The organism is Marinomonas algarum, assembly GCF_020532605.1.
Lineage (GTDB): Bacteria > Pseudomonadota > Gammaproteobacteria > Pseudomonadales > Marinomonadaceae > Marinomonas > Marinomonas algarum.
This window is the reverse complement of sequence record NZ_JAJATW010000010.1, coordinates 24,305-44,315: the sequence shown is the minus strand read 5'-3', so window position 1 is coordinate 44,315 and position 20,011 is coordinate 24,305. Positions and strand designations below refer to the sequence as shown.

Genomic DNA, 20,011 nt, shown 5'->3' with positions numbered 1-20,011 from the left:
CCGGAGACGTATTTTCGTTGAATTAAATCTAAAATTCAACTCAAATTACGACATATACATGCCGCCATTGACATGTAATGTTTCACCAGTAATGTATCCAGCGCCATTTGACGCTAGAAACGCGACCGCAGCCGCGATTTCTTCAGGCTGACCAAGGCGAGCAGAAGGCACTTTTTCGACCAATTTAGCCTTGTGCTCTTCCGGCAATACCTTCGTCATATCTGTCTCAATAAAACCAGGGGCAACACAATTTACCGTAATACCACGTGACGCGATCTCAGCAGCCAAGGAACGACTGAAGCCTTCTAAGCCTGCTTTAGCCGCAGAATAGTTGGTCTGACCGCCATTCCCCATAGACCCAACAACTGAGCTAATGCTGATCACACGGCCAAACTTAGCCTTGGTCATACCACGTAGACACGCTTTGGTGACACGGAAAACAGACGTCAAGTTAGTATTGATCACCTGATCCCACTCATCCGCCTTCATACGCATCATTAAATTATCACGCGTAATGCCCGCGTTATTGATTAATACCGTTGGTGCACCAAACTCAGCCGTAATTTCTTTGATCACAGCGTCCACTGACTCACTGGAAGAGACATCCAGCACCCAGCCTTTACCGTTTTCACCAAGGTATTCACTGATACTCTGCGCACCAGACTCACTGGTTGCAGTACCAATCACAGTGGCGCCCTGCTCAACTAACGCTGTTGCAATGGCTTTACCAATACCGCGTGTTGCGCCGGTGACTAACGCCACCTTTCCTTTAAGACTCATGTTTGTCTCCAACATTTTTCATCACTAACAATACAGGACGATTACGCAGACAAGGCTGCTTCAAATCCTGACAAATCACCTAAAGAGGAAGCTGATAGGCCTTTCACGATACGTTTATTCAGACCGCTTAGCACTTTTCCAGGACCGCACTCTAACGTTGCTGTCACACCTAGGGAGGAAAGCAATTCAACCGACTGAGTCCATAACACAGGCTCACTCAACTGAGCCACCAAGTTAGCTTTAATCGTGGCAGGATCGGATACGGCCTGAGCACTGACATTTTGAATCAAGGTACAGGTTGGCGTGTTAAATTGAATTGAATCCAGCTGTTCAGCCAACTTTTTACCGGCAGGAATCATCAATTCGCAGTGCGAAGGAACGCTTACCGGAAGCGGAAGTGCGCGCTTTGCTCCGGCTTCTTTCGCGTTCGCCATCGCCTCTTCAACAGCGGCGACATGACCCGCAATCACAACCTGACCTGGTGAATTGAAATTTACCGCACTCACTACGCCAGATACGGCCTCACAAGCCGCAACCACTTTCTCATCAGCAAGACCAATGATTGCCGCCATGGCACCTTCACCAGCAGGAACGGCTTGCAGCATATATTCACCACGAAGCTTGACCAAAGCAACCGCCTCTTCGAACGTGATCACACCTGCACAAACTAAGGCAGAGTACTCACCAAGGCTGTGCCCAGCAACATAAGCTGGCTTATCGCCACCCTGCTGCTCCCACAAACGCCAAAGCGCGACACTGGCAGTCAACAAGGCGGGTTGAGTTTTATCTGTTTGCCCTAAACCGTCAGCATCATTTTGAACCAAGTGCCATAAATCATAACCCAGCACTTTAGACGCTTGCGCAAAAGTTTGTTCAATGATGGTATGTTTCTCAGCTAAATCTGCCAACATCCCCAGTTGCTGAGAACCTTGACCTGGAAAAACAAACGCTAATGTGGTGCTCATTTCATCTCCTCGCTATCTTGCCCTGAAGGCTTATTACAAAGACGCGCCTCAATAGCAGAACACAAATCTGCCCGCGCAATATCAATACCGTACTCAATCGCTCCCACCATAGCAGGGAAATCAGAGCAACCATGGCCTTTTACCAAGTTGCCACGCACACCGACCAAACAGGCACCATGTCTACGTTCATCTTGGTAAAAAGCCTCAAACAAAGAGTTATCCGTGCTACTGCTTTTAAAACGCCCCATTAAGAAAGACAACAACCCTTCCGACGCTTTCAAAACCGCATTACCAACCATACCATCACACACAATGACGTTTTTATCCCCTTCAAATAATTCTGTTCCCTCAGCATAGCCATAATAAGGCGGCCATAACGCACTCGATAGAAGGCGATCGGTTTCTTTGATCACCACGCTGCCTTTTGTACTCTCTACACCCACATTTAACAAGCCTACTTTCGGCGCTTCACGACCCAATGCTTCGACATAAGATGCACCAAGCTCAGCAAAACCAACAAGCATAGAAGGCGGACAATGTACGTTTGCACCAAGATCTACCAGACAACGCAACGGGTTCGAATATAACTCACGAATTAAAGCGGGGTATAACTTAGGCCTAAGCACACCAAGGATATGACGCGCCAGCGCAACCATTGCCCCAGTATTACCCAAAGTAACCACCACCTCAGCAGTATTCTGAGACAAGGCACTAAGCGACTGATAAAGCGTGCTATTACGACGACGAAACAATGACAGGACAATCTCTTCATCACCGCTCACTACATCATCACACGCCACTAAAAATAAGCGTTCATGATAGGAAGGGAGCACCAAGTCAGAAATAGGAGAATAGTAAACTGTGATGATGACGTCTTGATGGCGAGATAAAATCTCTACTGCACCGTCAAATGCAATGCGGGGACCTAAGTCCCCGCCCATAGCGTCTAAAGCTACCCTAATCATGGGTATCTTAGTTACTCACCTTTTGGGGTGATCACTTGACGGCCACGATAAAAACCGTCTGCAGAAATGTGGTGACGGCGGTGAAGTTCACCTGTTGTCTTCTCTACAGAAAGTGTTGGTCCTGTCAAAGCATCGTGAGAACGACGCTGACCGCGACGTGAACGAGTTACTTTACTTTTTTGTACTGCCATTTTTGGAGCTCCTAACTTTACTTGGCCTTTAATTGGGCCAATATACTAAATGGATTCGGTTTTTCGTCATCCGGTGCGTCATCGGTAGACGAGGCATACTTTACAGCTGTTGGGTTGCAACCACTTTCTTCGTGATAAGCGACAATTGGCAAGGCAAGAATAATCTCTTGCTCCACCATATCTGCTAAAATTACTTCACCATCGGTCATGACAACAGGATCGTAATGGCTCGGTAGATTTTTAGCATGGTCTTCGTCATAAACAAATCCCAGCGACAAATCTAACGCCAGATCATAAGGCACTGCCCCCATACAACGTTGACAAACAACCTGTACTTGGGCAGTTAATGATCCAGTAGCAATGTAGCGCCTATCCTCATCAACTCTAAAGTCTAGATGAATAAAAGCATTACCCTCATCAGAGGCTAATATAGCACAGAGCTCCTTAAATTGATTAAGGGGCAAGCACCCATCCAACGCTGACTCATGGCTAGCGTATTTACGTGGGTCAAAATATTTAGGTAACGTATCATTCAACATGGCGGGGAATAATATTGCCAAGGGACCCTGATGTCAAAGTCTAAGTGCTCAGAATAGTCTTTTTTTCACGCTTTTAAGCTATTCCCCGCAAAATTCCGTAAAATCAAGTCATTGTTAATTTTATTGAGCAAAAATCATGTCAAAAAAAATCATTCTAGGCTCTTCTTCGACTTACAGAAAAGCATTACTGACACGACTATTTCAGGCGTTTGACTGTGTTTCCCCAGACATTGATGAAAGCGCCCTACCCAATGAAACTCCCATTGAACTGGTCAAACGCTTAACATTGGCAAAAGCACACGCCGTTGATCAAATCAGACGACAAACACACAAAACAGACGATGCCATTATCATTGCCTCTGACCAAGTTGCCGTACTTGATTCACATATTCTAGGCAAACCACACACAGAACAAAACGCGATTAAACAGCTTCAGAAATTTAGTGGTCAACATGTCACTTTCCTAACAGGGCTGTGCGTACTAGACCAAGAAACAATGAAAAACACCTACACATTAAATGAATATCATGTCTATTTTAGACAACTCAATGACGAGGAAATTAGACACTACGTAGCAATAGAAAAACCACTGGATTGTGCAGGGAGTTTTAAATGCGAGGGGTTGGGCGTGTGCTTATTTGAAAAAATGGCAGGAGACGACCCTAATAGCTTAATTGGCCTTCCTTTAATCTCATTAAGTCAACAACTTAGAGAGTTTGGCGTTAACCCTATCGGCTAACCTTCCTACGACAAAAAATCGCTAACAGAGCGGCAAAGAGCATCAAAAGTAGCAATATGGCTACTTCTGGTGCCCTTTGGGAAAAGAATAATACGCTGCGGAAGGCGATTCCAGTCCATCTATTGCCTTCAAAGCAACATCATAACCAAACTCAATCAGCTCTTTAGTGCGCCAGAATTCATAGAAACCTGAAATATTCTTAGGCACTGAAATCAGTAAGTCAGGCGGATAACCCGCCAGCTTGTACTGTGTTAAGGATTCCTGCATCGTTTCAAACATCATATTGATTGTCTGCAGACGCCCCCAGGACTCAGGCGAATACTCTACCTTCTCCGCTAATGCGTCTTTATCTTCTTTCATAAAAAAGCCTTTTGCACTTTGCCACCAAGCAGGCGCCTCAGAGTCTTCCTCTGGCAGGTCCACATTAGCAATCTGAGCAGGCCCGTTTAAATCCACCGCCACGATATAATCTGCACCCGCTGGCACAGACGGAATTATTGGCAAAGGGTTCAATACACCACCATCCACATACATGCGGCCATTCAGAGCAACAGGAGAAATAAGAGAAGGAATGGCAGAAGAAGCACGCATGGCGCTGATTAAATCGCCTCGCTGAAACCAAAACTCTTTTTGATTGAGTAAATCCGCTCCTACAGCAGTGTAAGCAATTGGCAAAGACTCAATTGTTGGTTCACCAATCATACTTTGGATTTTTTCAAAAAAACGATCACCTTTAACGTATCCGCCATTCAGCAAGGACATATCCAGCAAACGCACCACACTCATGCGATCTAACGATTCGGCCCACTGACGATATTCCGATAATTTTCCAGCGGCAAATAGGCCTCCAATAATGGCGCCAATGGAACACCCAGACACACTGATAATATCGTAACCACGCTCTTCAAGCGCTTGTATCACCCCAATATGAGCGTGTCCTCGGGCTGCACCACTTCCCAATACCAGTGCAACAGTCTTTTTCATCTTTACAAAAAACGCCTACGGCTGAGCATAAACAAACGAAATACGATCCTTGCCAAGGGACTCTCGACCCAGATCTGCTAAATTAATAAAACGCACTCTTTCACTCAACTGTTGACCAAGGCCCGTCGTCAGAGCGCTTATCCACTGATCCCCTGACTGAATAGCGCTACGCGCACGAGTCGCCTGACTGGTGACAAACCCCACGACGTTTTGATCAGATGGAAGATCGCTAATAAAGCGTCGAATTCGTGGGATGTCCTTCACGTCCATTTGAGCAACGATCTCAAACTCTGTGTCCTTACCCTGTGACGCTGACATTTCATCAAGACGGACCATCACATCCCCTGCGCCACGACGATTCAGATACAGGACTTGATAAGCTTCTTCCTGATCTTTAACCACCAGCAAGTACTGGCTTTGATCGGAGCCATAAAGCAAATAATCACCAAAAAAATCGTTTGCCCAAGCATTACTGCTGCCGCAACTGCGACTTTCACACTCAAACACCACTTTACGACCTGCTAACAACATCTGCTCACGGTAATGGTCATAAACATCAGGCAATAATGCATTGCGGTTGATCTTATAGAGAATAGAAAAGTAATCGCCTTGCAAACGAATCACAGACTCAGGCTCCCAGCCACGACCTGATCGACCGATTTTCCCCAAAGGCACTTCCATCAAATGATCGGTTTGAGAGTAGCTTTTTACCAGCTGGGCATCACGATATGGCTGCATCGTCAACACACTGGCATACGACACCGAGTGAAACGTCAACAAAAAACACGCAAAAGACAGACACACTACACGATGAAATTGACTCATATTACCGTCCTATCGCCTGACCTATTGCCAGATCTATTTATTAGTTTTGATCAATGAACTGCTGAATTTCTTCTGCGACAGCAAGACAGCTCTCCGGTTCTAAATGAAAATGATGATTACCTTCTAGCCACTTCAACTTGATCCATGGAAACTGAGCGGCCCTCGCCTCTACTAAAGCGTGATTCTCTTCATAAATCCCCTGTTTTGCCACCAAAGCCAACGTAGGACATTTAATTTCTTGAATGAACGCCTCAACACTGGCCTCATCCATACGAAAGGGTGAAGGGAAGGTTAACTTACTATCATGACGCCATGTCCAACTACTGTCCTCTGACTGCATAGCACCACGCTCCACCAAAAGAGCAGACGCTTGTCGAGATAATTGTGTGAACCCCGCCATACGTGCCGACACCATGGCGTCTTTTGTTGCATACCGCCATTGACGATCAAGACGATGCTTGGTCATTTTTTGCACCGCTCGATTTAGCGTAGCGACACGGTCAACCGGCTCCCCAGTGAGCGGCCCCATATTATCTAAGACAACCAGGCCACGCACTTTATCAGGCGCAATAGCCGCCACTAGCATCGCCACGGCCCCTCCCATGCTGTGACCGATTAACCAAACACTTTGTTTAGACTGATTAAGGATAGACACAATATCCAAAACATAGTCCCACAAGTGATAAAAACTCCCCGGCGCACGATGAAAAGAAAAACCATGCCCCGCAAAGTCCAACGCCACGTGAGAATATTCTGACAAGTGTGGAGACAAATTAGCAAAGCTAGCCGCATTATCTAACCAGCCGTGCAAAGATAAAATCTTCACATCAGACGCCTTTTTGGGCAAAGACTGGACACCGGAAAGCTCGGTGTGCGGAAGCTTGTAAATAATCTCATTCCCCATAAAGGTACGCCCCTTTGATTTCTTTGGTTCAATCACATTTCTTATAGCGGATCAGCTAGGTGTTAACCACCATCGAAACTGACAACAAGCGCCGGCAAAAAACGACCCTTCTAGAGACGCCATGGTTGCCGTTGTCATCGCAAAGTGAATAGGCAGCGGCTGATCGGCTAAATAGTCTACAAAACTGTGGGCAAAAGGCTGATGCGTCACCACTAAAATCGATTCAAAAGGTTGGGAATCAAGCCACTGAGCGACATCTTTTGACTGCCCTTCTGGCGTCACCAGAGGGCACGTTTCTACGTGTACCGAGGCATCTAACTCCGCAAGAAACACTTTTGCTGTCTGTTGGGCTCTTAAATAGGGACTGACAAACACCGCATCTAACGTCTCAGCTTTCTTCTTAAACGCTTTCGCCGTTGCTTTTACCTCAACAACGCCCAACTCAGTTAATTCACGATCTTGGTCGCGTTGATAACCATAAGGCTGAGCATTACCGTGGCGCAATACGAATAGCTTTTTAGCCTTCATCATCGGAGTTCACTTCCGGCCAAGGTTGAAAAGGAAACGGCTTTTCTTCTGTTTTATAAGACAAGAAAGAAAAGACTTGCCCAATAAACAAGGACACTTTCTTGAGCCAACCACCGAGCAAATCAGGGTTAGACTTTGAACCCAATTTAACCACGCTCACGACAATTAATAAAAAGCCGAACACCGTTATGGCGAGATTTAATATAAGCCAATACAGCAACATAAAAACTATTCGAAACCAGAACCCTTGATCTGCATAGCCGGGTTTAGACATTTTTCTTCTCCTCAGTTGTCGCGAATTCGACATCCCACGTTTGCTCACCCGTCATCATTGAACCAATTAACGAATCCAAGGTGGCATTTTCAAACAGTAATTTAAATAACCCTTCCGCTAACGGCATATACAGATGATTCCGATGAGCTTCTTCAACCACCATCTTTAGCGTATTAACACCCTCCGCTACTTCACCGAGGCTGCCAATCGCATCCGTTAAATTCTTTCCAGAGCCAATTGCGAAACCGACACGATAGTTACGACTCAAGGGCGATGTACAGGTTGCAATTAAATCCCCCATACCGGCCAAACCAAGAAACGTCATCGGGTTAGCACCGAAATGTACTGCAAAACGACTCATTTCCGCCAGACTCCGGGTCATTATCATCGACATGGTGTTTTCGCCGACGTTCAATGCTTTGGCTAAACCACACACAATGGCATAAATATTTTTGAGTGCGCCTGCTAATTCGACGCCTTTGCTGTCTTTGCTTTCATATAAACGAAAAGTAGGCGATTTTAACAATTCTATCACTCGGTGACGCACAGCCTCTTCTGAGCTAGCAATCACTGATCCTGTCATTTGCCCAGCCGCGATCTCTTTGGCTAAATTTGGCCCGCTCAGTACACCAATACGCTGTGTAACAGGGTTACGACGTAGAACATCACTCATAAGTTCAAAGCGATTGGGATTAAACCCCTTCGTTGTACTGATCAGTATTTTTTCAGCCGTTAACAATGGTTCAATTCGCTGAACCACCTGCTCAAAAGACTTTGACGGAATTGACACAAAGACCGTGTCACTATCACGTATGGCTTGCTCAAGATTACTGGTCGCCAACAATTCGCAATGCAAAGGCGCGTTGGGTAAATAACGACTGTTGAGCCCTGTTAAGTTGATCTCATCAACTTGTTGCTCATTACGCATCCATTGGCTTACTTGATGCCCGTTTTTGGCCATTATATTGGCCAACGCGGTCCCAAAACTGCCGCCACCTAAGACACATACAGAGTGTTTTATCATGTTTTTTCTCTTATTTATTAAGTCTTGTCTTCCCAATCAAGACGAACAACTGACTTCTAATGAGCGGCCCCACTCTGGCGCTCTTTGCGACAAAGCGGATGATTCTTCATGCTCATCAAAGGGCTGAGACAACACACGCAAAAGGCGTCGCATAAGCAAATAGTCGCCCTGTTCAGCCGATGCAATAACGCTATGCGCTAAGTAATTTCGCAATATGTATTTCGGATTCACCGCCAACATACGCTCACTCACTTCTTGCCAAACGCCACCTTCTTGCTCTCTAGCCACTTGATAGTCCATTAGCCATGCAGACAGCCTTTGACGATCAATAACTTCGTCTAATAAGGGCGTTTGATCCACACCGTCAAAATGACTTAATGACCGAAAAAAGCGCGAGTAATCTGCTTTTTCAGCCGTTAATACTGCCAACAATGCCGGCAAAAGCTCATGTAGATGCGCTACGGAACCCAGCCCCATTTTTTGCAGCATAAGTTGATCATAATGGGTCTGTAACTCAGGTTCATAATGCTGCAAAATCGCGACAAGTTGTGCTTTATCAAGGTGTTTCGAAAAGCAATGCACCAAACAATTCAAATTCCAGAGGCCTACGCCTGGCTGTCTTGAAAAAGCGTAGCGCCCCTCATAATCAGAATGATTACAAACCCAGTCTGGCTGGTGGTCTTCCATAAAACCGTACGGCCCGTAGTCAATGGTTTCGCCTGTAAAGGAAAAATTATCGGTGTTCATGACGCCGTGCTGAAACCCCACCGCCTGCCACTTAGCAATCATCCTGGCCGTGCGTTTCACCACTTCAATCAACATATTTTCCAGCGGCGAGTCCGTTTCAAGACACTCTGGATAATAGTGTTCCAAACAGTAGTCAACCAGCTGATTTAACTCGGTTTGCTTACCCTGATAAAAGAAATATTCAAAATGACCAAAGCGGATATGACCATTGGCGGTACGGAGTAACATCGCACCGATTTCCGGCGTTTCTCGGTATACCGCACTGCGACTGTCGTACAGCGCCAATGCGCGGGAGGTTGGCACAGAAAGCGCTGCCATTGCCTCACTTGCCAGGTATTCGCGAATACAAGAGCGTAACACCGCACGGCCATCTGCTCTCCGTGAATAGGGCGTTGGGCCAGCACCTTTCATATGCAAGTCATAAAGTCGACCGTCTTGCCCCGTTACCTCCCCCAACAACACACCACGGCCATCACCAAGACGAGGAGAAAAGCCACCAAATTGGTGCCCAGCGTATACCATGCTCAAACTGTGAGCAATCGCTTGCTCACCACTGAACAATTGCTTAGTTTCTTGGGATTTCATATCAATGCCAAGAAATGTCGCCAACGATGGATTGCACTCCACCAAACGCTGGTCCGCCAAAGGCTGGATCGAAGTTGACGAAGAGAAAGCGTCGCCTAACTGTGCAAAATGATGCTGTAAATTCATTTTATCTCACTTAGCCGTCAGCGATGACTATCGGTTTGTATCGACCATGTACTCGCAACGAATGGATTCGCCCACCACTTTTTCAATTTCAGGGATCATAAAGGCATCGTCTTCACTGGCAAAACTTACCGACTTGCCTGTTTCTCCACCACGACCCGTTCGACCGATACGGTGCACATAGTCTTCAGGGTCTTCTGGTAAGGCATAATTGACCACAAGTTGCACATTATCAACATGAATACCACGCCCAGCAACGTCGGTCGCGACCAATACCTGAATAACACCGTCTTTGAAATTTTTCAGCGTTTTTACGCGCTTATCCTGTGCTACTTCACCAGAAAGAATGGCACAGTTAATGTTGGCCTTTCTTAGACGCTCGTACAAATCACGAGTTTCATCTCGGCGGTTCGCAAAAATGATTGTGCGCTGGCCACCGTTCTCCTGAATAAGCTGCTTCAACACCGGCCACTTTTGATCGGCTTCAACGGTGTAAATCACCTGTTCAATGTTTTGGTTTGTTGCTTCTTTAGGCACAACAGACACTTCTTTAGGAAAATACGTCCACTGCTGCGCTAACGCTTGGATATCTTTTGGGAAGGTCGCACTAAACAACATGGTTTGACGCGTTTCTTTGTGTGGCGTCATGCGAATGATACTTTTAACATCAGGAATAAAGCCCATTGACAACATACGATCGGCTTCGTCCAATACCAGACACTCAACCTTACCAAGCTGAACTTTGCGGCTACGAGCAAAATCTAACAAGCGTCCGGGGGTAGCGACCAATATGTCAACGTTTTCCGTTTCTAGGGCTATTTTTTGTTTTTCATAGCTCAATCCACCCACTAACGTCACCACATTTAGGTGACAGTTACTGGTGAGCTTTTCTGCTTCATCGGCGATCTGAATCGCCAGCTCACGCGTCGGGGCAATAATCAAACCACGTGCAAAATTATTGGGGCGCTTTTCTTCCAGCGGATAGTCAAGAAAGTCGCTGATCATAGCAATCAAAAAAGCGGCGGTTTTACCCGTCCCCGTTTGAGCCTGACCAATAATATCGTAACCCAACAATGTCATGGGCAACGTTTCCGCCTGAATTTCACTGCAGTACTCAAACCCCATCTCAGCAATGGATTTAATCACGCGATCTGGAAGATTCAAATCGTGAAAACGCAATTTACCTTCAACTTCAGCAACCGGAAAATCGTCAATAGACCAAACTTTCCCCTTTGTCGTATTGGCTCCCTTTGTTTCTTGATTGCCTGCGACATCAGCATTAGCAGGGCGGGAGGACTGAGCAGTATTTTTAGGGCGCTTATTGGTTCGACGGGGACGTTTTGGTTTTGATGGTGTGTTTGTTGTGGCTTCTTGAGTTTGTTTTTCCATATTGGAATCTATACGCTTCTATTGTGTTGTGAGGATAATAATTTGTGCAAGGAGTGTACCTAATTGATGAGGCTTTATCACCCCTTGCTTACGCTTTGTTCTTTCTCTTAATGCTGACGATAAGGTGGTAGGCTGTTAATCAACTGAGGGCCATAACGCTTAGTTCGTAAACGTTTATCTAGAATATGAATTTCACCCGCGTCTTTCTCGCTGCGTAACAGTCGCCCAGTCGCCTGCACCAAGCGCAGAGACGCGTCAGGAATCGTAATTTCCATAAAAGGGTTACCACCACGCTTTTGAATCCATTCTGCCAACGTCGCTTCAACAGGATCATCCGGAACAGCAAAAGGAATTTTGGCGATATAAACCGCCGTTAAGTAATCTCCCGGCAGATCCACACCCTCTGCGAAGCTGGCTAAACCAAACAGCAAGCTGCCTTTTTTGTCGTCAATTTTGGCGCGATGTGAATCCAAAATCACACGCTTAGATTGCTCGCCCTGCATAAGAAGAATCTCTTTAAGGCTCGCCTTCAAAGACTGGCCTACCTCTTCCATTTGTCGACGAGAAGAGAACAACACGAGACTGCCCTGTTCAACGTTCACATGTTGGTTGAGATAAGACACAATCTCAGCCGTATGCTGCTCTACTCGATTGGGCTCGTTCTCCATATCGGGGATCACCAGCACCCCCTTGCCCTGAAAGTCAAATGGGCTCAATACTCGAAGGTATTCGCTGTCTTTTGGCACACCCGAACGCATATTAAAACGATGAAATTGATTAAGCGCCGTGAGCGTCGCCGATGTCACCACAGCACCAAAACACTTGTCCCATAACTGCTGCCTCAAGGTATTCGCGGCCAATATAGGCGAGCCACCCAGCTCAATGTCTTGCTCCATGCCCTGCCCCGATAAAACCAACCAACGGGCATTAGGCGGATAATTCTGATCGTCTACCGCCGCATACAATTGCCATAGCCCAACACTTTGCTCTAACCGACCTAAAATCACCCCTAAAATAGGTTGCCAAGTTTCCGCCGTTTCCGTCGTCACACCCATGCCTTCATTTTGCTTAGTTTTCTTACATTCATCTTGAATGCTTTCAATACTGTTAAAAAGCTTCTGATACGTCGTATGCAAACTATAGGATAACTGCCTTAACTCATCAGGAATGAGGCCAAACTCAAAACGGTGCTGAGTGTTTTCTTTATCCAAACCCAGGCCCTGAATGTACGGTGCCAAACCCTGTTGCACATACTGAATAAAATTCACGATTGTCTGGATCTGCTGGGGAATTTTTAACAACAACTGACCGATTAAACTGACATCATCTGTTAACTCTTGCTTCAAATTCACCAGATTTTTTTCTAGCTGCCGCAACCAGGTAATGCTTTGTTGTAAACGCACCTCGTGCCTAAAGTGACTAATGGCTTTATCAGGAAGGTGATGCCCCTCATCAAACACGTAAATGGTTTCTTTTGGCGGCGTAAGGATAGCACCACCACCCAAAGACAAATCTGCCAACACCAAGTCATGGTTCGCCACAATCACATCTGCCACTTCAATTTCGGCGCGCGCCTTAAAAAAAGGACACGCAGAGTAGTTCGCGCAATTTCGGTTGGTACACTGCTGATGATCGGTTGTGAGTCGGCGCCAATCTTGCTCGCGGACAATACCAGACCAATTGTCTTTATCACCGTCCCAGTCGCCTTTTTGAAGAGCAGCGTCCATTTCTTGATACAGCACAGTGTTCACATCATCGGCCGACAGATGCTGCTCAAACAAGCCTGCGAACATGTCTTCCATGGCCTGCTCTTCTGTGCTTAAAAAACCTTCTAGATTATTCAGACACAAATAACGACCACGCCCCTTTGCCAAGGTGTATTTAAAGCTTAGGTCGGTGTGTTCCAACAGGTCGGGAAGTTCTTTATGAAGTATTTGCTCTTGAAGCGCCACAGTGGCTGTTGAAATGACCAAGGTGAGACCGCGATCTTTGGCGATGGGAATGGCGGCCAAACAGTATGAAAGGGTTTTCCCTGTCCCTGTTCCAGCTTCAATAACGGCCACATGCTTTTCATCGAGCCGATTGCCTTCAGAATCTTGTTTGATGTTGCCAAGCGTTCGCGCAATCGCACCGATCATCTGACGCTGGCCAGATCTTGGTTTATGAGATTTCGCATCTAATGACGATCGATATGCGAGCTGAATTTGATTTTTTAGTTCGTCTGAAAGCATTTATAATATTGAGTATCGTTGATAATGCTGTATATAATAACAGTTACTGTATAAACAACCAGATGACCTATGATTAAATTAACCAAAAGACAATCTGACGTATTAGAAACCATTCGCGAATTTATTTCGGAAACAGGATTTCCACCCACCAGAGCGGAAATCGCCCTGCGCTTGGGCTTTAGGTCACCCAATGCCGCTGAAGAACATTTAAAAGCCCTATGCAAAAAAGGGGCGATTGAAATGTTGTCTGGAGCGTCTCGCGGTATTCGTTTGGTTGACCCATTAAACCAAAACGAACCTAAAGAAGACCTTGGACTGCCAGTTATTGGCAAGGTCGCAGCCGGTTACCCTATTTTGGCTCAAGAAAACATCGCCTCCCATGTCAGTATACCGGCCAGCATGTTCTCTCCTAAAGCGGACTACTTTTTATCTGTGTCAGGCACCAGCATGAAAGACGTGGGCATCATGGAAGGCGACCTGCTTGCAGTTCACAAAACCACTAACGTGAGAAACGGCCAAATTGTGGTCGCGCGTATTGGCGACGAAGTGACCGTAAAGCGCTTTGAACAAAAAGGCAGAATCGTTACTTTAAGCCCAGAGAACGACACATTTAGCGACATCATTGTGGATTTGGAACACGAAGATTTCGCTATTGAAGGTTTGTCTGTCGGCGTCATTCGCCAAGAACTGTAAACACCTTGAAAAATACACAAATAAAAAGCCATTTCTAAACGAAATCGTCGCATCTCGTTTTTAAATGGCTTTTTATTGGTTAGTACACCTGCTTTTGTGCAATCAGAGCAATACCGAAGGCTTCGCTTATTGCTGACCCTCAATGCAAAATTTTAGGGCGAAACTCATCATCATCGGCATAATCTGCTTCTTCATCGAAGAAAGCTTCATCGGAATAGACAAAATCAATTCCGGCATGAAACATATGCTTCGCTAATTCAAAATACCGATCTTTCAAATAGGAACGCGTATCATCTGAAATCGTAAGCACTGCTAAGGGCGCTGCGTCCTCTCCATCTTCACTGGCTGGACGCAACACAATATCACCGTTGTCCAACTCAACAATTTCTAGGTAGGATTCTTTCATATTTAATACTCTGACGACTCTTCTCTAAAACGCAATATCAATTCTACAAGCTTCGCTAAATACAAGCTAACCGAGGCACCCGCATCGCCACCACGCCCGATAAGATTGTCACTCTGCACAACCGAAGACGCAGACAGTCGACATTCAAATTGCACCAAATAGGCTTGATTTAACGATGAACACCATGAGTCCGTACGGCGAAACAAGTCTGCTAATTCGTTCAGCACAGGGACCACCAGCTGCTTCTTATCTGCATCGGCCAACAACTGGTTTACATCCAAAGAGCCTGACAGAGAATAAGCGGCAGAGACTTCTTTAAGCAGGCCATTCAACGCGCTTTTCAGTTGAAAGATGGCCGAGCTTTCCAAACCCACATTCAACCAAGCCTCTTCGCTAAGCTTACCTTGTTGAATCAAACGCCTTGCCGTATCAAGCTTTTGGTTCGTTAAACTTGCTAAACTTGCACCACTCATTTTTTCTTGCCTTCCTCAATCACCCACTTGGAGCCAACGTAAAAGGCCTTCCAACCGGTTGGCTTACCTTCCTCTTCCGTCATAATGTACTGTTCTTTTGTCTTACGGCTGTAACGGATCACCGTGGGGCGACCTTCAGAGTCAGCAACAGGCGCATTACGGAAAAAGTGATACTTAGGATCAATCTGATCCATATAAGGCAACAACTCAGCAACCAGAGGAGCACGTGTCTCACGCTTGCGAGGGAATTGACTCGCGGCAAGGAACAAGCCCGTTGCACCATCACGCAAAACATAGTGATCTTCCACTTTCTGACAAGCCAGATCCGGCATCGACACAGGGTCCATTTTTGGTGGCGCAGCTTCACCATTTTTCAGCAACTTACGCGTATTTTTGCACTCTTCATTTGTGCAACCAAAGTATTTACCGAAGCGACCGGTTTTCAGCTGCATGTCTGAGCCGCATTTATCACACTCTAACAACGGCCCATCATACCCTTTTATTTTGAATGTGCCGTGCTCAACCTCATAGCCCGAACAAGCTGGATTATTGCCACAAACATGCAGTTTACGGTGTTCATCCATTAAGTAGCTGTCCATGGCAGAGCCACAAATCTTACAGCGTTGTTTATTAATAAGAGCCTTAGACTCCCCTTCCTCATCATCAACAGCAACCGCTTCGTCACCACGAATAAGATTGATAGTCGCCTTACAACGCTCTTTGGGCGGTAACGCATAACCGGAACAAGAAAGAAATACGCCAGTACTGGCCGTACGAATTTGCATTGGACGAGAACACTTCGGGCACTCAATGTCTGTCGGAGTGGGTTCGTTGAGCATCATGCCATCTTCAGGAGACTCTGCTTTGGCCAGCACAGAACTAAAGTCTTTGTAAAACGCATTCAGAGTTTGAATCCAATCTTTATCGCCTTCAGCAATATGATCGAGTTGTTCTTCCATTTGCGCAGTAAAGCTGAAGTCCATTAGAGACGTAAAACTGTCTACCAGGCGCTCAGTCACTATGTCGCCCATTTTCTCTGCATAGAAACGACGATTTTCAACTCGAACGTATCCACGATCTTGGATGGTAGAAATAATAGACGCGTAGGTGGAAGGACGACCAATGCCACGTTTTTCAAGCTCTTTGACCAAGCTGGCTTCACTGAATCGTGCAATCGGCTTGGTAAAATGCTGCTCTGGTATTAATTCTTTAAGCGTTAAATATTCGCCTTTTTCAACATCAGGCAAAATATTATCTTCACCTTTTTTCACCACTGTCTGCATGGCACGAGTGTAACCGTCAAAGCGCAGAATACGTCCTTTCGCTTTAAACTCGTAGTCACCCGTCTCAACCGTTATAGTTGTTGACGTGTACTCAGCCGGTGTCATTTGACACGCCATAAATTGACTGCGGATCAAGTCATACAGGCGATGCGCGTCTTTTTCCATCCCCAATAAATCATCAACACGTACTGTCACATCGGAGGGACGAATCGCCTCGTGAGCCTCTTGCGCCCCTTCTTTACTACTGTACCGAATAGCCTCTTCTGGCAAGTATTTCTCACCAAAATTAGACAGAATGTAACCACGCAACGCTTCAACAGCTTCTGCACTTAGATTCGTCGAGTCGGTACGCATGTAGGTAATGTAACCCCCTTCATACAAACGTTGCGCCAGCATCATGGTTTTTTTCACGCCATACCCAAGTCGAGTACTGGCCGCCTGCTGAAGCGTCGATGTAATGAAAGGCGCAGAAGGTTTACTCTTCGTCGGCTTGTCTTCGCGACTGCTCACCAAATACTGGGCATCAGACAATCGCGCGAGATGTTCATCCGATTGGGTTTGGTTAACGGGACGGTATTCTTTGCCTTGATACTTAGCCGCCGCAAACTTGATCACGTCTTGAGACGGTGTTGATAGCAAAGCGTCCAATTCCCAAAATTCATCGGGCACAAAGGCGCGTATCTCTTTTTCACGCTCAACGATCAAACGCACCGCAACAGACTGAACACGGCCTGCAGATAATCCACGTGCGACTTTTGCCCACAATAAAGGCGATACCATAAAGCCGACCACACGGTCTAGGAAGCGACGCGCTTGCTGTGCGTTAACGCGATCCATATCCAGTTCTGAAGGCGTTTCAAATGCAGCCTTAATCGCTTTCTTGGTGATTTCGTTAAAAACAACGCGCTTATATCGCGTATCATCACCGCCGATGGCTTCACGCAAGTGCCAAGCAATCGCCTCACCCTCTCTATCCAAATCGGTTGCGAGATAGATGGTGTCAGCATTTTTTGCTAAGCGTTTTAATTCATCAACAACCTTTTCCTTGCCAGGTAGCACTTCATAATGGGCTTTCCAATCATGCTCTGGATCGACACCCATTCTGGCAATAAGCTGCTTGCGCGCTTTCTTTGTCTTGTATTCTAGCTTTTCTTCAGGGCTCATTTTTCGCGTCAAGGCGGCTTGTTTCGCGCGCTCTTTTGGCGTTGACGTCGCTGTTTTACCCGTTGGCAAATCGCGAATGTGCCCGACGCTTGATTTTACAATAAAATCGTTGCCGAGATATTTGTTGATGGTTTTCGCCTTTGCGGGCGATTCCACGATAACCAGTGATTTTCCCATTGAACTGTGTAAGCCTTTTATAAAGTAGGTCTGCAAATCCACGTTGCACGAAGTTTCATCTCTAGGGGCGCTGATATTAAGCAAACACCTTTTATATAACAAGCGATCCCTGTATTGTTTCACACATTAAATCTTGCCGATGTTCATATTTCTTATTTAACATACTGGATTCGCTGCTGAAGGACAATCATGGCTACGCTCCAAATTCTCACCATTGCAATTTTAGTAATCATTGTTCTTTTATCTGTTGTGGTGGGCTCTCGTGCTCACCAAAAAGAAAAAGAAGCCACAGAGAGACGCGTTAAACAACTCCAGTTTTCCAACCGCGCTGATCGAGTAGAGCAACATATTCGTGGGCTCAGAGACATCAATACGGACACGATTGCGACCGATGTTCTTTATGATTTTTACCTCGACACATTAAGAGAATTACTACAATACTCCGATGACCCCGAAAAAATAGAAATTCGTATCGCGGCGGCCGAGGATAATCGTAATCACGAACCTTTAACATTTAATCCAGAGCCTGAGCTATTAAGCTTCCAGGAGAAGACCAATTACAAAGAGCGCTTAACAAAACTCGCAAAGATGTTGCTGTACCTTCGCCGCAAGGGACGCATTAGTAACACCCATTATCAGGCGTGCTACGAATATTTACGCTGGCTTAACCTCTGGACGCAGCTTAATCGCCAAATTGTCCAGGCCAATAAAAACTTCAACAATGGCGATATGCGGGTCGCACAGACGCTTTACGGCGTCATCCTGTCCCACGTCAAAGCGGACGCTATTGAACGCCCTGAAAAGAAAATATTGCTCGACTTCGTCACAGACAGAATGAAACAGATACTCACCCCTAAAATTGACGCGGTGAAAGACAGCGAAACCCCTGAAGAAGTCTTAAGTGCGCTATTACAGAACCTTGATAAGCCAAGCCCCAATGACGTCAACTAAAGACGAGACAGCCGCACTTCCGCCAAAGATAAGACTAAGCGAGAAAAAGCCGCTAACCCTTCTTCATTGCCTCGTTCTGACCAATAAAAAGTCACCGAATCAGAGGTAATCTGTATGGCGGTGAGGCAGTCACCGTACTCTTCTAAAATTTGTTGATCTTCTGCTGACAAATTCAGTGTCTCGTTAGACCACCAACCTGTTGTAACAAGATGATATTTCCACACCTCGTAGGGCAACAACCAAACCACGTCGGTAAAGGTTTTAAGAGGCTTTAAGCGATATAACGCATAAGCAACCGTTTTTTGCCGGTTCTTTGACTTATCCCACTTGTCAGGCAAGTCAATTGATGTAAGCTGAACGTTGAGTCCTAGTTTTCGAGCTTGCATGCGAAGTGACATGCGCTCACGTTCTTTTTTCGGGGGCAAAATCCATAACGCTGATCCCATTAACGACAACGATATAAAAATGACAATAAGAGTAGTCATATAAAATTTTTTCTCTGGTTATAATCTAATAAATTTAAGGCCACTTTGGAGGCATTCCGTGATGTACAATAAAATTCTACTCGCTATCGACCTAACTGATGAAAGCATTGATGTCGCAAATAAAGCGGTCTCTCTTTGCAAAGCAACCGGTGCAGAACTGACCATTCTTCATGTCATTGAATCGCTTAACTACGCATACGGTGGCGATGTTCCCATCGATATCACAGACATTCAAGCACAGCTACAAGAAACCGCCAAAGAGCGTATCACTGCGCTAGAGGAACAGCTTGATTTTCCTGTTCAAGAAACCTGTGTTTCTCAAGGCGGCATTGAAAGTGAAATTCATCGCATCGCCTCTGAAAAAGAAGCAGACCTCATTGTTGTCGGCAGTCATGGTCGACACGGCTTAGCCCTGCTCCTAGGATCTACAGCAAATGGCGTACTTCACGGTGCACCTTGTGATGTATTGGCCGTTAAGGTAACGAAAGAATAAAAGTCTTTCCGATAAAAGACCTTCATAAACATAACGACAAAAGACAGACAACAAAAAGGCGATGTTACCATCGCCTTTTTCACACGCCGCTAT

At 45.9% G+C, this 20,011-nt stretch carries 22 protein-coding genes; 4 read left to right on the top strand and 18 right to left on the bottom strand.

All coding sequences use genetic code 11. The features are described from left to right. Nucleotides 1-45: 45 nt before the first annotated feature. The 5 genes from fabG to LG368_RS08030 are packed head-to-tail and all read right to left on the bottom strand — an operon-like array spanning nucleotide 46 to nucleotide 3,440. The gene (gene fabG, locus LG368_RS08050) at nucleotides 46-780 is read right to left on the bottom strand and encodes a 3-oxoacyl-ACP reductase FabG (RefSeq protein ID WP_226754220.1); all 735 of its coding nucleotides are present in this window, start codon (nucleotides 778-780) and stop codon (nucleotides 46-48) included. A gap of 41 nt (nucleotides 781-821) precedes the next feature. Further along, entirely contained in the window at nucleotides 822-1,745 is a 924-nt protein-coding gene (fabD, locus tag LG368_RS08045; protein ID WP_226754219.1) for an ACP S-malonyltransferase, read from the bottom strand. Further along, nucleotides 1,742-2,710, bottom strand: coding sequence for a fatty acid synthesis protein (locus LG368_RS08040; protein ID WP_226754218.1), 969 nt, complete (start codon nucleotides 2,708-2,710; stop codon nucleotides 1,742-1,744). Before LG368_RS08040 ends, fabD begins: the two co-directional genes overlap by 4 nt. 11 nt (nucleotides 2,711-2,721) lie before the next feature. Next, the gene (gene rpmF, locus LG368_RS08035; protein WP_072839128.1) at nucleotides 2,722-2,901 is read right to left on the bottom strand and encodes a 50S ribosomal protein L32; all 180 of its coding nucleotides are present in this window, start codon (nucleotides 2,899-2,901) and stop codon (nucleotides 2,722-2,724) included. 17 nt (nucleotides 2,902-2,918) lie between these two features. After that, nucleotides 2,919-3,440: a YceD family protein gene (locus LG368_RS08030; RefSeq protein ID WP_226754217.1), complete on the bottom strand. Its 522-nt coding sequence runs from the start codon at nucleotides 3,438-3,440 to the stop codon at nucleotides 2,919-2,921. Between the two features lie 136 nt (nucleotides 3,441-3,576). On the opposite strand from LG368_RS08030, the gene LG368_RS08025 reads away from it, so the two are divergent. Further along, the gene (locus LG368_RS08025; protein ID WP_226754216.1) at nucleotides 3,577-4,179 is read left to right on the top strand and encodes a Maf family protein; all 603 of its coding nucleotides are present in this window, start codon (nucleotides 3,577-3,579) and stop codon (nucleotides 4,177-4,179) included. A 60-nt stretch (nucleotides 4,180-4,239) separates the two neighbouring features. Here LG368_RS08025 and LG368_RS08020 read toward each other — a convergent pair whose 3' ends face one another. From LG368_RS08020 to dinG, 9 genes are all read right to left on the bottom strand, one after another. Then, nucleotides 4,240-5,163 (bottom strand): patatin-like phospholipase family protein, encoded by a 924-nt coding sequence (locus LG368_RS08020; RefSeq protein WP_226754215.1) that lies wholly within the window; start codon nucleotides 5,161-5,163, stop codon nucleotides 4,240-4,242. A gap of 15 nt (nucleotides 5,164-5,178) precedes the next feature. Continuing rightward, entirely contained in the window at nucleotides 5,179-5,988 is an 810-nt protein-coding gene (locus LG368_RS08015; protein WP_226754214.1) for a DUF4892 domain-containing protein, read from the bottom strand. 40 nt (nucleotides 5,989-6,028) lie between these two features. Further along, nucleotides 6,029-6,892, bottom strand: a complete 864-nt coding sequence (locus LG368_RS08010) for an alpha/beta fold hydrolase (protein WP_226754213.1) — start codon at nucleotides 6,890-6,892, stop codon at nucleotides 6,029-6,031. A gap of 51 nt (nucleotides 6,893-6,943) precedes the next feature. After that, nucleotides 6,944-7,423, bottom strand: coding sequence for a phosphohistidine phosphatase SixA (gene sixA, locus LG368_RS08005; RefSeq protein ID WP_226754212.1), 480 nt, complete (start codon nucleotides 7,421-7,423; stop codon nucleotides 6,944-6,946). After that, nucleotides 7,410-7,694, bottom strand: a complete 285-nt coding sequence (locus LG368_RS08000) for a DUF4389 domain-containing protein (RefSeq protein ID WP_226754211.1) — start codon at nucleotides 7,692-7,694, stop codon at nucleotides 7,410-7,412. The genes sixA and LG368_RS08000 overlap by 14 nt, the downstream gene beginning before the upstream one ends. Continuing rightward, the gene (locus LG368_RS07995) at nucleotides 7,687-8,718 is read right to left on the bottom strand and encodes an NAD(P)H-dependent glycerol-3-phosphate dehydrogenase (RefSeq protein ID WP_226754210.1); all 1,032 of its coding nucleotides are present in this window, start codon (nucleotides 8,716-8,718) and stop codon (nucleotides 7,687-7,689) included. The genes LG368_RS08000 and LG368_RS07995 overlap by 8 nt, the downstream gene beginning before the upstream one ends. Before the next feature lie 36 nt (nucleotides 8,719-8,754). Beyond that, nucleotides 8,755-10,176, bottom strand: a complete 1,422-nt coding sequence (locus LG368_RS07990) for a protein adenylyltransferase SelO (RefSeq protein WP_226754209.1) — start codon at nucleotides 10,174-10,176, stop codon at nucleotides 8,755-8,757. A 27-nt stretch (nucleotides 10,177-10,203) separates the two neighbouring features. Next, nucleotides 10,204-11,562, bottom strand: a complete 1,359-nt coding sequence (locus LG368_RS07985) for a DEAD/DEAH box helicase (protein ID WP_226754208.1) — start codon at nucleotides 11,560-11,562, stop codon at nucleotides 10,204-10,206. Between the two features lie 107 nt (nucleotides 11,563-11,669). After that, nucleotides 11,670-13,793 (bottom strand): ATP-dependent DNA helicase DinG, encoded by a 2,124-nt coding sequence (gene dinG, locus LG368_RS07980; RefSeq protein WP_226754207.1) that lies wholly within the window; start codon nucleotides 13,791-13,793, stop codon nucleotides 11,670-11,672. 69 nt (nucleotides 13,794-13,862) lie between these two features. Here dinG and lexA point away from each other — a divergent pair, with 69 nt between their 5' ends. Then, nucleotides 13,863-14,486, top strand: coding sequence for a transcriptional repressor LexA (gene lexA, locus LG368_RS07975; protein WP_226754206.1), 624 nt, complete (start codon nucleotides 13,863-13,865; stop codon nucleotides 14,484-14,486). Between the two features lie 139 nt (nucleotides 14,487-14,625). Here lexA and LG368_RS07970 read toward each other — a convergent pair whose 3' ends face one another. The 3 genes from LG368_RS07970 to topA are packed head-to-tail and all read right to left on the bottom strand — an operon-like array spanning nucleotide 14,626 to nucleotide 17,989. After that, entirely contained in the window at nucleotides 14,626-14,892 is a 267-nt protein-coding gene (locus LG368_RS07970) for a hypothetical protein (protein WP_226754205.1), read from the bottom strand. A gap of 2 nt (nucleotides 14,893-14,894) precedes the next feature. Continuing rightward, nucleotides 14,895-15,365 carry a DUF6586 family protein gene (locus LG368_RS07965; RefSeq protein ID WP_226754204.1) on the bottom strand — a complete coding sequence of 157 codons (471 nt, stop codon included), beginning with the start codon at nucleotides 15,363-15,365 and terminating at the stop codon, nucleotides 14,895-14,897. Beyond that, nucleotides 15,362-17,989, bottom strand: a complete 2,628-nt coding sequence (gene topA, locus LG368_RS07960) for a type I DNA topoisomerase (protein ID WP_226754203.1) — start codon at nucleotides 17,987-17,989, stop codon at nucleotides 15,362-15,364. Before topA ends, LG368_RS07965 begins: the two co-directional genes overlap by 4 nt. Nucleotides 17,990-18,178: 189 nt before the next feature. Between topA and LG368_RS07955 the strand changes: the two genes are divergently transcribed. Beyond that, nucleotides 18,179-18,940, top strand: coding sequence for a DNA topoisomerase I (locus LG368_RS07955; RefSeq protein WP_226754202.1), 762 nt, complete (start codon nucleotides 18,179-18,181; stop codon nucleotides 18,938-18,940). Here the strand turns inward: LG368_RS07955 and LG368_RS07950 are convergent. Continuing rightward, nucleotides 18,937-19,338, bottom strand: a complete 402-nt coding sequence (locus tag LG368_RS07950; protein ID WP_226754201.1) for a hypothetical protein — start codon at nucleotides 19,336-19,338, stop codon at nucleotides 18,937-18,939. The two genes, LG368_RS07955 and LG368_RS07950, sit on opposite strands and share 4 nt — an antisense overlap. A 148-nt stretch (nucleotides 19,339-19,486) precedes the next feature. Here LG368_RS07950 and LG368_RS07945 point away from each other — a divergent pair, with 148 nt between their 5' ends. Then, a complete protein-coding gene (locus tag LG368_RS07945; protein ID WP_226754294.1) occupies nucleotides 19,487-19,918 on the top strand; it encodes a universal stress protein in 432 nt (143 codons plus the stop codon). Nucleotides 19,919-20,011: the final 93 nt, after the last annotated feature.